The sequence below is a fragment of the Colwellia psychrerythraea 34H genome (assembly GCF_000012325.1).
GTDB classification, from domain to species: Bacteria; Pseudomonadota; Gammaproteobacteria; order Enterobacterales; family Alteromonadaceae; genus Colwellia; species Colwellia psychrerythraea_A.
In genome coordinates this window covers 2,517,472-2,532,623 of sequence record NC_003910.7, presented here as the reverse complement: position 1 = coordinate 2,532,623, position 15,152 = coordinate 2,517,472, and the positions used below count along the sequence as shown (strand labels likewise).

The following is a 15,152-nucleotide window of genomic DNA, read 5'->3' as shown; positions in this document are numbered from 1 at the left end:
TTTTTTTTAAGAAAAACTTAATGATAAGTTAACTTGCTACTCACCAACATCACCCTTAAGAAATCTATTTTCATTTTCTTTACTTGGCAACATACAGCTGTCGTACCGCCCAAATAAATAATATCTATTTCGAGCAATACGATCATAGAGCCAATTTCTAATACCTTTCGGGAGTATCTTGAATGCGGTGAATAAACGCCATGGGTAGCTAAGTTTGCTCATCGTATTTAAAAAAGCATCACTCTTATCAAAGCATTGGTTACCTTCTACCAATAGCATGGTATCAAAATGATCAGTTGGCATTTTAAAATAATTTAATATGCTCTGCCCTTCTGGTGATTGAACGCTGCATAATTTAAAGCGCTGTTGTGTATCAACCTTAACAATAAATTGAGTCCAAAAATCACAAAGTTTACAGACACCGTCAAATAGGATCACACAATCATTTTCGCCAACATTAGGCGGATATTTTACAGCGGTCATGTGCTCTGCTTCTTAATATGAATACGTATTGGAAAATCCGATGATATAACCAACTAAAGGTTTATGCGCGAAAGAACCGACTTCATTTGTCATCTGTCATTAACTTCAATTTTCTTCCGCCTTTTGTACCCATTCAATAATAACAGCATGCCTAATGCTGCAATCAAATGTTTTAATGTATGACCACTTATCGCTGTTAATACTTCAAAAATATATGTGTCAAAGTGCTCAAATAGTTTGGCTAAAATATAGGTTAAGAAAAGCCACCAATATCTATTGCCATAACTAAATGCCGGTTTCATAAATAGCAAAATTAGTGGTACCGCAATTAATGGTAAAAACTGAACTAAGATGTAATATCGTAAATCGCCCGCACCATTGCTTTCGGTGTAATCCCAATAAAGTACCGATGCGCCCCCGATTATGAGTAAGGGATATAGCAGACGTTTACCTAGTTCAACGGAAAGGTATTCCGCAATAATAATCGCAATTAATGCCATAAAGGCCAATGTCATGGGTAATCTGTCCCATACCAATGTGTGGTTACTTGGCCAAAGATGATAATAACCCGAGCCAAACCCAATCAGTAACAGACCGAGAAATAAGAAACAATAACCGACTTTTAGTTCATCTAATTTCGTTATTTTATTAGAGATAAATAGACTGTGAATCCCCATGAATCCAACGATAATAAAGGGTATATTAGAAAGCACATTGTAAAAATTAGGAATAGATAAGAAGCTACGATTGTCAGCAAAGTCATGATATTCAAGTGACTGAGCTATCGGCTCTTGCAGCAATACGCCTACCGTAATGCAAAGCAATATAATGGAAATACCGATAATCCCTTTACGGTTATACCCATTTGTCACGCATTTTTTTTCTCTATCTTTCATATATATAACTATCCTTGTATAGCTGAGATCTACTATAAAGATAATGTTTAGGCTTTAAAAGACTGTATGAATAAAATATTGATACAAACTATACCATCAAACAGAAAAACCGTACCTCGTTAAAGTTACGGTTTTTATAATGTGGCGGGAGGAATGGGACGAGTGTGGGCAATGGTTTTATGCAATCAATTTGCTATTACAGTAAATACATCACCCAAATGAAGTTCAAACTCTAAAATATCATAGTAAGGATATTATGATATCCTCACTATATGTGCTTATCTACCTTTCCAAGTTTACTTACATCCACATCATCATCAGATTAATACTATTTCGTCTTTACTAAACCACTCTGATTCAATTGCAGTTTTTTCTATAGCAATAGGATCATTAGAGTATGCAACTACAGCTAAGCTTTGTTCTGCACGACTACAAATAACGTAGAACAATCTACGAGTTCGAGATAAAGCAGAATCTTTACCTAAATCCTCATTTTCAATGTCTTTTTTAGTTAAGTCTTTTGCTCCAAATAATTTTTCATAATCAAATAGAAAACCTTTGAATTTATCATCTAAAACGGCCATTACCCTTTTGTATTCTAGCCCCTTAACTCCTTGATGGGTTGCGTATCCCAATGTTTCATTAACGTATTTAGCATAGTTTTTCACATGACCAATGCTAGAATTAAGCGCTAAACCCCAAGCTTTATCAACATCTGAAAGCAACTTAGTATCGCTTTCAGGCTCATTAGGTTCACCTTGTTCAATATCACTTAAGTAGACAAGTAATTCGTCAGGTAAAGAAAGTAATTCAAACTTCTGAATTGTAGATAAAACATTATGTAGCGTAACTTTTCCATTTACTAAAATTTTCTTAAATTCAACAACATTTGAATCAATATCTTTTAAAGTTCCTATAGGATTTAATAAGAAAGATTGATTGGAATCACTTATTAATAATGAACCACTTTTGATTATTCGAGCAACTTCAAAGGAATCATCTTTTTCTACTGCATCAATAAATGGTAGTAAGGTTGAAGTAATGAAGTTTATATTCTTGCTCGTACCATTTAGTGCTGCGTCTCTTAAACTACTAACTGAAGACAAAGGTAGCAAAAACTCGTCAAATCCCCCTCTGCTGGCAGCCATATCATGTTCAAGCGTTAGTGTTTTAACTTCTTCTGCAATATTCCAATCTTCATCATGTGTAAGCATAGCCATTTGGAAACGAATTTTATTTTCTAACTCCAGTTTATCCGTTGTGTTGGAATCTACGATAAACAGCCTAACAAAACCGTCAATAGCATCTTCTTTTGGCACTTGTACATTTTGGTCATCACCTTTACGAATATTGTTAATTAAAGTGATAACTCTTTTCGGGCATCGATAATTAATTATTTTTGCCGGTGTTTCCCAATCGGGTGGAAGCGAAGTAGTTAAGTCATTTTTCCCTCCGCTATAAATACGTTGCATCATATCGCCAAAGAGGCCGAGCGAGAACTTGTTCTTGTTATTTTCCTGCACTGAAATAAAAGCTTCTAATAGTACTTTATTCGTATCTTGACTTTCATCTATTAATAAAATTGGATATCTATTAATAAGGACCGATTGCATTAATTTTTGATCAGCTATAAAAATAGAACCTATAATAATTACTTCTGAATGATTAAGTGTCCCTTTGCTGGTTTTGTTACTAGTTGGGCTATAAGTAAAACTCTCCACCTCTGCTAACCCGTCTAACCGCTTTTGTTTGGACTTTAGGCTACGTGCATTCGCTAATGCTGTTTTACCATTCTTATCCCTAGCTTTACTAATTTTAGTTGTTAAAACATCTATATCACTTCTTAATTTAACTTTAATAAAATCTTTAATATCAGAAGTGAACGGCTTTATTAATTCCCAGATAAAACTATGTATTGTTGATACTGTAAATATGGGGTCATACTCAAGGCGATGTTGTATTTCGTTTGATGCAGCATTTGTATATGTAATAACTGCAACTTTTTGGCCATTTTCAATTAAAGTTTGTAAATTATTATTTTTAATTTCTTGTAATACATTAACTAATGTTCGAGTTTTCCCTGAGCCAGCTCCAGCAAACAACAAAAAACTCTTTGGATTATATAAATTAAGATAACTATAAATTTCTTTATCGACACCAACTAATTCAATATTTGGATTTCTCATATCAACCTACTGCCTTATCTTCTACAGCAGTGTTAACTTTAGCCTCGATGAAATCTAGCGCATTGTTTTTCAGTTCTTTTTCAAGCCATTCAAAACCTTCTTTAATGTATTCAGGGATACATAATTCTTTAGGTTCAACATCAAAAAGTAAATCCAATGCCATTTGAGCTTTAATTCCTTTCAGCTCTGTGTACAGCTGATCACAGCATTCATCTAAGGTTGGTTTACCCAATGCTAGGTGCATTTTTTTCACCATACCTGTTGAATTTGATAAACTTTTAAACAACTCAATATTAGAGAGCACGAGAGCATCTTCAAATGTATAAGGTATTACTTCAGCTACTTTAGCACCTTCTCCATAATTAACAGCAATACCACACTGATAAGCTGCTCTAGCCATACCTTGAACTTTATGCTTTTCATCAAGCTCTACTACTTCATCTAAAGTTTTGGATTTTAAATCAAACCACTCCTTCAATGTGTCGCTACCAAAACCGTAATTTTTGCCTTTTTCAGGTCTAATTTTTTCATTGCTATCTTTTGATTTGGTAGCATCAGTATCGGTGATAACTAGAGTAGGTAATGATAAAGCATCAATCAGAGGTCTAAGCCTTTGCGCATGAGCTCCACCGACTTCAAGTATGGAAATGTAATTTTGATTTAATGAATCATTATAGTGTGTTCGAATAAAGTGTGGGATCAACATTCGTTCTGCCGCCCCTTCAACCATAATGATGCCATTTGCAAAAAACAAATCACAATGAATTGTTTTTAAATATCTAGCTACAAATTTTGCTGTGACAGTTACATCATCTGTTTTATTGGAATTACTTTTAAATACAGTTGATAAGTCAACAACTTCAGCAGTAGCTACTTGATCTAAACCTAGTGCAGGCTTTCTTTTAAAGTATCTTAATTTCTCAAATCCCGCTTCATGCGCGATATAGCTTGAATGGCTGCTAACAATCATTTGAGTAGTTAATTTATTACTAACGTCCAAACGTAAAACGTCATATGCTTTACGTATAAAAACTTGTTGTACTTGTGCATGTAAATGCGCTTCTGGTTCTTCTATAAGTACTAAATGAATAGGCTCTATTGCAATATCGTCTGCATTTCGTCTTTTTTGGGCTTTTCCTTTTCGAAGCCATTGATCTCTAAATGAAATTAATTTAAATACAATAAAAATAAGGTTTTTATACCCTAAGCCATTATATTTTTCAGGTAGAGAAAAGTTATCTAAACCAGTAAAGCCACGTTTTTGAGTATCAAAAATAATAGCTGCATCATGATCTAAACTATCAATGGGGTTAATTCGACTCGAAAGCTTAATATCTGGATCATTAAATCCTGGATATCCCAAGGTTTTTATTTCACCTAAAGCTTCTTTAAAGGATTTGTTTAGCCTGATATCAAATAGTTCTTTGGCATTATCTATTGTTTCTAAGGCTTCTAAATCAGCTACATCTGGCAAATCTGTAGGATTTAAATGACGATTGTAATATTGGTTTAATTGTCCTGATAAACCACCATTACTTTGTTTGATTTCCGACGAATTAGGATCGGAAAACCCCCTTTGCGCTTCTATGACATCAACTTTAAATATTCCATCAAATGGGTAGAATTCCATTGAAGACTGTTCTTTTCTTAGTTTTTGTGGCGAATTACTTTTCTCAGGGTCTAAAATGTAGGCTTTAACTTCAAATTGAGTATTTAATTTTCCCTTACTTAAATAATCCTTAATATCTCTTGGCCAGAGTGACAGTGTACCCTTAGGGGAAATACTCTTAATATTATTTGCTGCTGTATACTCACTGACAAAATGAGCTTTTAGCTCATCTAAATTTTTAGGCTGTAAAACTAAACGCACACCCAACGGTTCACCACTCCATTTTAGTGTAGGTATTAGATGCGCTACCTTTTCTACCTCATTAATACTAGCATCAAGCCAGATATCAATAGATGGGCACAACTTTTGCCATTCTTCTATAGAAGTGCCTTGAATACTGTCAATATCTTTAGTCCATGACATTGCATATTCATTGAGGGGTTTCCAATTGCTAAGTGTAAAATCAGTTACCGAAAAAGGTCTTTTAACTTTCTGGTCTAAAAATGTAATCAATACATCCGTTGCTGATGTTTTACCACTGTTATTAGCCCCGACAAGAAGAGTTTCTTTATCTGATAAGTTAATTCTACAGCTTTGTAACTTTCTGAAATTTTGTATATCAATAAAGCTAATCTTCATTGGTCATCCCTAATTTTATGGTTATATTTTGTTTGAAATTTAGCAAGCAGTTATTACATTCCTGCACCTAGGAAACGAACGGCATCCCCAAAACTCATTACCTGCATTCTTACCTTTGCTGGCTTTACGTAATACCATTTCAGAACCGCACCTAGAGCACGATTTTGTATCAGTTTTTTTATGCACTATTTCTTTTACATGTTTAACGTGTTGTCGGTTAGTTTTGAAGCTACGTTCCAACCTACCGTTTTCGATTTTATCGATATTGTTAATTACTTCATCGCGATCAAAAATGACATCTGCTTTACTTTTAATAAATTCAATTCCACCTCGCGCAAACCTCACGTTTTCTGGCATTTTAGTTTTAAAAGTACTATCACCAATAAAGATAATGACTGAAAATATACAATCATTCTTTGCGTTACTCCCTGTTAGGAGAAGATCTTCTAACGTTTTGACATGCTTATAGTTTTGATGAAGTGGGTTCTGAAACTTTGATTTGTGCTTAAAGATTTGTTGCGTCCATTGCTTCTGATTTTCACTACCAAATATCCAACCTTTCATATTTTTGGTTTCAACCACAAAAATGCCATATTTTGACACGATAATTTGATCGATCTGAGTTGTCCCCTGCTCTTCACCATCAGTGAATGTTGGTAATGTTACGTTTTTAATCAGGTGGTAATCATTTTTGTTCAAGAAAAATTTGATGAGCAAGTTTACTTGCCACTCGCCCAATATGCCTTTAAACCATGCAGACTTTATGACGATAGCAAATATGAAGATCGGTATTAAATACCAAGCGGCACTAAATATCATGTTGAAGTAAATTGATAAATCCATTTAACACATTCCCTTATCACCGATAATAAAACTTAATGGCGATATTACTTTATTCACTAAACAAAAAACATTACACGGCATTGCAATAAAATGAACAAACCAAAAGAATGAAGGCAATAGATCTAACTAGTAAAAACAGCAACTTATCAATGTTTAGTTTTACTCTATATAGGCAGAGATAAAACGTAGAATCTACTTAGAGTGTGTTGCTCTAATAACCCTTAACTTAATGTTTTTAAATGCTAGAAAGTAAAAAGCCGCTAATCTTTCGATTAGCGGCTTTTTTTAATATGGTGTGAGGAATGAGACGAGTGTGGGCACTGATTTTATGCAATCAATTTGCTATTACAGTAAATAAATGACCAATGTGAAGTGTATTTGAAATGTCATTATGCTTCACAAGTAACGCTCAATGAGCTATTCCAGTTTACAGGCCTACCTTAAACAACACTTCTTATATTTCTTTCCACTGCCACAAGGACAAGGATCATTGCGCCCAGCTGTAGGTAATGAACTAACCGGCACACTGTTCTCTAAAATTGTATTTTCGTCGTATAGGATATCAGCCAATAAACCGTCTTCACCCATTAACGATTCAAATGCATCAGAGTCTTCGTTTGACATATTGTCAGCTACTTCATTGTTCGAATCATCAACAATCCAAGCATTTAAGGTATCAACAACATTAAATTTCGTTTGAATGTTGCCAGACTCAATCAGCTTAGCTGCATTAGCCTTATCCCATGCTTTTACTTCACATTGTTTGAAGCGATCTTCATCAAATAAATCGTTGTCACATAAGTCAATAAACTGAGGTTTAAAGTCATCAAGTTGATATTTAATGCAAGAGTCTGCTAATACACTAATTAAAAAGCTATTATTTGAACTCGGAAGAGCCAAAAATGCAGCTAACCATCGCGTTACATGTTCAACTAATTCAGTCTTATCAATAACCCCTACTTCGTATTGAGCAAATACAGCTTCAATAGCAGATGCTTTACAATACATAGCTTGATGGCCATCAACAATATAATCAGACAATGTTTGTGTACTACCATCGGCCACATTAAAAAATAAGGTTGCCGTTAATTCAGTGAGAGCATCACCAAATATTGCTTCAATGGGTGTTAAATATGTGTCACTGCGGGCAAATAACTGTAAACACTTTGCTAACGCTGGAGAATACTTTAATTCCGCTAATAATAAAGTACCGAAAAATACAATAGCCTCTTGTTCATCTGTTAATGATGTATCATCTGCGATAAATTGATCCATTAGCCGTTCTAACTCAGGATAAAATACTGACCAATTTACTTTCGCAGCCTCTAGACCTGCAATAGTTAATTCATTGTCATTTGGATTACTTATTGCCAATAAAATTTGTTCTAGGTTCATGTAAAGTTCCGCGTTAAATAATCAATTATGAGTGCATGTACCGAATATTATACATTAAAACTTCTTATTCCCGTTACCATTCAAAGCATCAAATTATAAAATTATCAACGAAAAAAAACCACGACTCGTTAAAGTTGTGGTTTCTTAGAATGTGGCGGTGAGATAAAAATTTGAGCTCTACAAAAAGGTTTCGTGCAAAACCCTGAACTTCATATTTTTAATCAAACCAGAAGCTCTCACACGACACGTTGACACAGCGAACGTATGAACTACCTAGTGAAAGCTGAGCAACAATACTTGTACTGATTGATAAAAATATTATGGAGTTATAAAGCTAAGGGGCGGATTATATGATGCTCTGCTCCTCTATACCCGTCCCACTCGAAATAGAGTAATCAATAACTCTATGCCCATTGGTTAATCCATTAGATAATCATGCTTCTTAATCTGCGGCATAGAGTTCTATAAAATGTTTTTGATTCCAGCCAATCATTACTTTAGTACCAATTTTAAGGGCTGGCACAGAGCGAGCCCCTATAGCGTCAAGCTCTTTTCTACCGCGCTGCATTTTCGCATTTGTTAATCTGTATTTAATGCCATTATCATCCAAGTATTTTTGAGCTTCACGGCAATGGGGACATTTATCTGAAATATATAAAACAACGCGTTTCATCACTAACCTATACATAACTGTTAAAGACTAACTATTTTACTGAACTCTCAAAAAAAAACAAAGATGAATTAACATTGTACCGATTGAAAACATGTAATGTTGATTGAACTTCACGGTAATGACTTGCCTGAATAGCCTTGTTCTTCCGCTTTTTTAGACCAGAGAATGGCCTTTTCTTTATCCGCTGTAATACCTTTGCCATCGGCATACAAAAGTCCAAGGTTATACTGAGCCTTTGCATCACCTTGTTCTGCTGCTTTGCTGTACCAATCAAATGCTTGCTTGTAATCCTGAGCAACTCCCTGCCCATTTTCATACATTACTCCAAGACTATACTGAACCCCTGCATTACCGTCTTCAGCGGCTTTGGAATACCATTTTAACGCTTGTTTATAATCTTGTGTAACACCTTTACCATTATAATATATAAGCGCAAGGTGATATTGAGATCTAGGATTGCCTTGTTCGGCTGCCTTAGTGTGCCACTCAATAGCTTGGTTATAATCCTGAGCAACTCCTCTCCCTTTTTCATAAATGATGGCTAGGCTATATTGATCCCTAGCATTACCTTGTTCAGCGGCTTTTCGATACCAGTCAACGGCTTTGGTGTAATCTTGTTTGACTCCTTTTCCTTTCGTATACATATAACCAAGATAGCTTTGAGCCTTTGCACTCCCTTGGCCAGCAGCTTTATTAAAGAGAGTAATAGCTTGGGGGTAATTATTATTTTTATATGCTTCTTTTCCTTTGTCAAAATCATCATTTGCAATTGAAGAAAACGATACAAGTAGAAATAAAAAGTGGGGGAATAAACGCACTGTCAATCATCCTTATTGTTGCTATAAAACAAATAACCTATTTCATCATGGTGACAAGATCAAGATAATTAAAAACTATAAGAATAAATATTCAGCTCTATTTTATTTTACAGTTATCCTTTGTTCTCGCAGAAGACATAAACCTACAATAATTTTATGATGATTTTCTAAGGCTTTCTTATGCCACTGCGAAAGTTAGCCTTTGGAAGTTTATACTGAAAGTTTTTGTTTGTTTTGTTCTAAAACGGACACGGTTGAACAAGCATATTACGTTAACAGTTTCCTGATAGCGGACGTTCCCCTCAGATGAAAATATGTATTTTTGATGATAACTTTTACCAATAAGTCGATCTGTCTGGCTGGTAACTCAGCCAACTTTGCTGTCGTTCACATAATAGCATTGGCATGGCTTAATGAGTAAAGCGGAATAAAAAATTTAAATTATAATTATCTTTTAATGTCATTTAAAAATGGCTGAGATTTTTTGGTGATTAGGAATAACAATAAAAACGAGCGATAGAGTGCCAATAGGTCGAAACATATGACTATACACATATTCATAATAATTGCTTAGCTCATCGGACTAGTCTTTTCCGTCCATCGAACCTATAATTTTTAGTACTTTTAACATTGACAGTCTTTTTTCATGCCATACGCCTATCATTACTGGGAGATCTATATATGTCATCATCATACGAACGTCGTGGGCGCGCCACATCAAACGAAATGTACAATGGCCTCTCTTTTGTCCAGCATTTCGAGGTCGACCATTTACAGCGCTGTGGAGCGAGGCTTCTGTTTGTGCGTAATGTCTACCGTGGCGATGTGCTCGCTGTACTACGAAACCATAAAGAACTGATGGCCGTTGATTTTGACGGTAGCGTCGAGTTACAACCTAAAATTACTCTGCGTTAATAAAGCTATACCTCATTGTTATATTCAATAATAAATACAGATCCCGCGCGACAATCTTTGGATAAAAACCTTGTAAGCAGCACCGGGAATCTTCGGTCTCATGCGATCCAATTGAATTAGAAACGACTAAGAGAAGTTGTTAAGGCATATCGGCCACGATTTCGTAATATAGCCAAAAATAAACGTTCAGATAGAGAAGACGAACGGCAGGAATGAGTTGAAGCAGTCAAAGATATTGTTCTCGTTCTATTACTGTATTTTGTTTTTTGATAATGAAATTAGTCTCAAAACCGATTTTGAGAACGTCCGCTCTGTAGTCTTACCCCATTTTCGTGGACACACTATAATTGTTGTAGAGATACAACAGGAGGTGTTTCATGACAAAATCCAAAAGTTATCAAAGATACCCTGCTGAGTTTAAACGTATGGCGTTACTCAAAGCTTCTGAAGACGGTGTTACTGCTAATAGTGTTTGCGAAGGACTCGGGATCAGTTTTAGGCAACTAAGTCGTTGGCGTGATGAGTTTCGCTTGCAAGGTGATGATGCTTTCAAAGGGAATAAACAAACTAGCAATAATGAATTAACTAAGTTGAAGCAAGAGCTGGCTAAAGTAAAAAAAGAGCGTGATTTTTTAAAAGATGCGGTGGTGTTCTTCGCCAAGGAGTCCGGTTAAAGTTTTGTTGTATTAAGCGGCACCGCAACAGTTATCCCGTAAAAATGATGTGTGCTCTATTGGATATTTCACGTAGTGGTTATTACGCCTGGCTAAGTCGGCCACTATGTAAAACCAAGCAAGAAAATATTCAGTTAACAGAGCAGATATCAAAAGTATTTGAGCAAAGCAGATGTGTATATGGAGCTCCAAAAATCAGGGCTGCGCTTAACGCTGACGGGCAAGCTTGTGGTAAAAACAGAGTGGCTAGGTTAATGCGTGTTTTGCAATTAAAAGGCCGTCCTAAGCGTGTATTTAGACGTTCAGCTAAGTCTAATCCATACGTTGAGCCTGCGCCAAATTTGCTACACCAAACTTTGTTTCAAAGCCGGTAAATCAAGTTTGGTCATCAGACATAACTTATATACAAACGAAACAAGGTTTTGTTTATTTAGCCGTCGTAATGGACTTGTACTCACGTAAAATTATTGGGTGGTCAATGGATAAAAATATGGACCGTCACATTGCAATGAACGCGTTAGGCATGGCTGTGGCAGCAAGAAATCCGAGTGATGGCCTCATCATTCATTCTGATAGAGGATCTCAATACATCAGCGATGACTATCAGCAGATGTTAAACGAAAATGGCATCCTATGCAGCATGAGCGCTAGAGGAAACTGCTATGACAATGCTGTTGTAGAAAGTTTTTTCGGGTCACTTAAAAGAGAACGGATTCGTCGGTACAACTACAGAACAAGACAAGAAGCGCAAATAGATGTGTTTGATTATATTGAATGCTTCTATAATAAAAGGAGGCTTCACAGCTATCTAAAGTATAAAAACCCTTCGGACTTTGAAGCTGAAGGAAATATTCTTAATTAGTGTCCATTTTTATGGGGCAAGATCAATCGTATCTTAATTGCCGTCAGCTTAGGTGTTTTTGACTCATAATTTAATACCGTTTTTGGCTCAAAATTGCAGTTTAGAAATCAAATACCAACGGCAGCTTTGAGCTTATCTCTATTGTCTTATTGATTTAGTCCAAAGCCTTGCGCTTTAATAACTCGCAAGTTATGTGCCCTTTCTTGTGCAGAAATTGGATCTTGATTATCCCATTGCTTGAATAATTCAAGTTGCCTTTTGGAGTAAATCAGTTTGTAGATAAAATCATGGATGCACATGTCTTATCATTTGAAATTGACTTGGTACTTTTATTTGTTGCGATTAATAGCAATGATCATCAGTTTCTTACTGTAGTTACTAATCGAATGGTCAGAAAGTAATTTACCAAATGGTAGTGACTTAACAATTAGCGCTTTTATTCGATAAGTAAAACTCACGGAATATAGTACTCTAACATCATTAAAGTCCCCTGGTTTACAGTTCGTTAGATATCGCATATTCCCAGCATGCATGTATCTGCCAAATTTTTCAGATAGGTACTTTGAAGCTGGCTCACCAATACTAGGAATAAACCTAAGACAAAAACTAAGGGCTGAAATGGGTACATCACCCGGAGGCAACATTGTGACAGAATCAGCCGCGTTTACTATTCGATGAATTGGTGACTTAATGTTATTAACCCAGTCATCATTGCCTACACGAGGTGAGCCAAAAGTGTAACATGCAGCAATCCCCCCTTTGTGCGTTAAAAATTTAGTCGCGACTGTTGCTAGCGCGCCACCTAAACTATGGCCAGTAATAAATAATGGTTTGTTTGAGTATTCCTCTTTATTGATTTCTTCTTCAACATCACGACGAATATAGTTGAATGAATCTCTAAACCCTGTATGAATTTGACCTTCAGATACTGAGCACTTGGCTAGATTAGCTTTAGCATCTGCTTTAATATCACTTAGACTATCAGCTTCAGTTCCCCTAAAGCTCAAAATGATATACGTGCCAGCATCAACAAGAATGGCTTGAGTTCCTTTATCATCAAAAGTTTTTAAAAGTTTGAATTGAAATTCGTCTAAGTTGCTCTCTAGTTTTGCTTTTTCTACTGTAGGGTTATAATTAATTTTATTAATTAATGTTGTAACTATTTTCGATTTTTCTTCACCGACGAGAGAGTTAACTTTTTTAATGAAATGCTCTTTTATAAAGTCAGTTGAACCACTTTCGGGGAATAACGAATTGAATTTTATATAAGCTAACTCAGACATTACTGACATTATCCAAGCAGTACGGTCACTGTAGGCTTTCCGATATGTGGGTAACTCTTTTGATAATAGGTGACTTGCATTTGTAGCATCATCTTCAGATGTAAAGTATTTATCATACATGTAACTAATTCCCTGTCGTTGCTTTAATTGATAATCACTCAAGAGTAAAAACTAATCGTCATCTGTTGTGGAATTTAGCTTAAAACTCTCCGGATGATGATCTGAAAAACGCGCCCTGAATGGGTTATGTTTATATGGCTCACCAGGATATTCATGAGTTAAGTCTTCATACCAAGGTGCCTTCATTGCTGTTATCAAATTAGTGACTGTAAATCCGTACTCTAAATCAATTTCAGTTGTAAATCTCTTTCGATAGAGTGCGTGGTCAAAGGCTCTGGTCCGTTTACATTGGTATTTGTATTCAGGCAGCTAGAGTTTAAGGTCTTAAATTCACCAATATTCATTGTTGTTAGCACATCACATGAGTATAGGTTCATATCGCCAATAATAATAAAGTCTTTTTCCTTATTATCATTCTTACCAACCCATGAATAAATAGATTCTGATTCATGTTTTCTTCTAGCTCTATTACTTGGTCCTGCCCCTGGTTTTAAATGAACTGAGATTAAAACAAAATCCATACCCATCTCATCGATTCGAACGGTCATTGGCAAGAAAACCACTGATACCATCCTTAACTAGCTCATGAGAGATAGATACTTTATGTTCTTTATAAAAGGCTACCCACCATTTAGTGGCTGACGATGCCTTATGAATTTTATCACCAGTCCCAGTGTCTTCTTCTGAGAGAACATAAGTAAATCCTCTACCGGCCATTTCTTTGAAAAAAGCTAATGCCTCAGGGTCTGACTTATAGGGAGTACCGTCGGGATATAAACCTTAAGATGGTGAAGCAACTAACTCTTGTACAAGCACAATGTCACTGTCTGCAACAATAGAAGCTAACGCTGAATTATCTCGATTCTTAGGGTTACCTAAAACATCGAAAGCAATGAGGAAATCATCAAGATAATTTGCGCACAATATTCGTATGAAATAGGCACATGATCTGAACACCCTAATTATGGTCTTATTCAGACTAAAAGGACTATATTGCGCACTATCTAGACATGATCACTTTTGCCACTTAGACGGCATTAAGCACAGGGGTAAAAATACTGATTCGGATTAGTTTTTGTATCGAAAAAATACTTTTGTCCCACTTAAAATTTGATACTAAGCGCTGTTACTTAATCAAACACTTATTTTGGTTTGAGCGCAACTGTCCTATCAAAAGCATCTCCGGGTTTAATGATCAATTTTTAAATTCTTCATCTTTCTCATAACGATCTTTATAACCAGGTATGGGTTTAGCTACTACATTGATAAGAAGCTGCCTATGTTTTTATACAAAAAGTTTTTTAGTGATCTGAATGTTGTTTCAACTCGGATTTTGAAAACTTGTTTATATGGAGGGTAGTAGATGAAATATCTGCAACCTTTTCATGCACCACCTTAAAACCGTTTTCAGGATCTACAGCAGTAACCGTAACTGTAGTACTCAACTAATTTTGGCTACAGATTTGTATTCAAGCCATCACCTTTGTATTTGGCAAGTGTTATTTTCAATTCAGCCACTCCTTATTTTGCTAGGAATTCAACAGTTTTGTTAGAACCTTCGGTTAATGACATTTGATTTTCCTTAATCGTCTGAGGCCTCGCAGAAATTTGTCCGGCCGCATGCGTTTGTTAGGTTTTTTTGTGGTATTTCGTGTGGTTCAAGCATGCTCCCTGCACCAACTGCCCAGACTATGTAACTCATTTTGTGTCTAGCAAAGTCTAAGAAGTTCACACTTAAAAGTTGATACTAAGGTTT

Annotated in this window: 12 protein-coding genes and 1 pseudogene; 1 reads left to right on the top strand and 12 read right to left on the bottom strand. The window is 35.7% G+C overall.

Features of this window, described 5'->3' with window-relative positions; all coding sequences use genetic code 11:
• Positions 1-36: 36 nt before the first annotated feature.
• The 8 genes from CPS_RS10760 to CPS_RS10725 all read right to left on the bottom strand — a co-directional run bounded on the left by CPS_RS10760 (position 37) and on the right by CPS_RS10725 (position 9,542).
• Positions 37-483, bottom strand: a complete 447-nt coding sequence (locus tag CPS_RS10760; RefSeq protein WP_011043230.1) for a thiol-disulfide oxidoreductase DCC family protein — start codon at positions 481-483, stop codon at positions 37-39.
• A gap of 89 nt (positions 484-572) precedes the next feature.
• Positions 573-1,379: a ceramidase domain-containing protein gene (locus CPS_RS10755; RefSeq protein ID WP_011043229.1), complete on the bottom strand. Its 807-nt coding sequence runs from the start codon at positions 1,377-1,379 to the stop codon at positions 573-575.
• 317 nt (positions 1,380-1,696) lie between these two features.
• Entirely contained in the window at positions 1,697-3,565 is a 1,869-nt protein-coding gene (locus CPS_RS10750; RefSeq protein ID WP_011043228.1) for a UvrD-helicase domain-containing protein, read from the bottom strand.
• Position 3,566: 1 nt separating this feature from the next.
• Positions 3,567-5,813 carry an AAA family ATPase gene (locus CPS_RS10745; RefSeq protein ID WP_011043227.1) on the bottom strand — a complete coding sequence of 749 codons (2,247 nt, stop codon included), beginning with the start codon at positions 5,811-5,813 and terminating at the stop codon, positions 3,567-3,569.
• 39 nt (positions 5,814-5,852) lie between these two features.
• Positions 5,853-6,656 carry a nuclease-related domain-containing protein gene (locus CPS_RS10740; RefSeq protein ID WP_011043226.1) on the bottom strand — a complete coding sequence of 268 codons (804 nt, stop codon included), beginning with the start codon at positions 6,654-6,656 and terminating at the stop codon, positions 5,853-5,855.
• A gap of 435 nt (positions 6,657-7,091) precedes the next feature.
• Entirely contained in the window at positions 7,092-8,051 is a 960-nt protein-coding gene (locus CPS_RS10735) for a DUF1186 domain-containing protein (RefSeq protein WP_011043223.1), read from the bottom strand.
• A 442-nt stretch (positions 8,052-8,493) separates the two neighbouring features.
• On the bottom strand, positions 8,494-8,724 hold the full coding sequence (locus CPS_RS10730) for a glutaredoxin family protein (RefSeq protein WP_011043222.1): 231 nt from the start codon (positions 8,722-8,724) through the stop codon (positions 8,494-8,496).
• Positions 8,725-8,834: 110 nt separating this feature from the next.
• Positions 8,835-9,542: a tetratricopeptide repeat protein gene (locus CPS_RS10725; protein WP_011043221.1), complete on the bottom strand. Its 708-nt coding sequence runs from the start codon at positions 9,540-9,542 to the stop codon at positions 8,835-8,837.
• Positions 9,543-10,834: 1,292 nt separating this feature from the next.
• Here CPS_RS10725 and CPS_RS10715 point away from each other — a divergent pair.
• A pseudogene (locus CPS_RS10715) lies at positions 10,835-11,993 on the top strand (IS3-like element ISCps2 family transposase).
• A 146-nt stretch (positions 11,994-12,139) separates the two neighbouring features.
• Here the strand turns inward: CPS_RS10715 and CPS_RS24360 are convergent.
• From CPS_RS24360 to CPS_RS10700, 4 genes are all read right to left on the bottom strand, one after another.
• Positions 12,140-12,292 (bottom strand): endonuclease, encoded by a 153-nt coding sequence (locus CPS_RS24360; protein ID WP_011043219.1) that lies wholly within the window; start codon positions 12,290-12,292, stop codon positions 12,140-12,142.
• Positions 12,293-12,322: 30 nt separating this feature from the next.
• Complete coding sequence (locus CPS_RS10710; RefSeq protein ID WP_011043218.1) at positions 12,323-13,396, bottom strand: lipase family protein; 1,074 nt, start codon at positions 13,394-13,396, stop codon at positions 12,323-12,325.
• A 221-nt stretch (positions 13,397-13,617) separates the two neighbouring features.
• Entirely contained in the window at positions 13,618-13,944 is a 327-nt protein-coding gene (locus CPS_RS10705) for a hypothetical protein (protein WP_041736911.1), read from the bottom strand.
• Positions 13,925-14,113, bottom strand: coding sequence for a hypothetical protein (locus CPS_RS10700; RefSeq protein ID WP_011043215.1), 189 nt, complete (start codon positions 14,111-14,113; stop codon positions 13,925-13,927). The genes CPS_RS10705 and CPS_RS10700 overlap by 20 nt, the downstream gene beginning before the upstream one ends.
• Positions 14,114-15,152 lie beyond the last annotated feature (1,039 nt).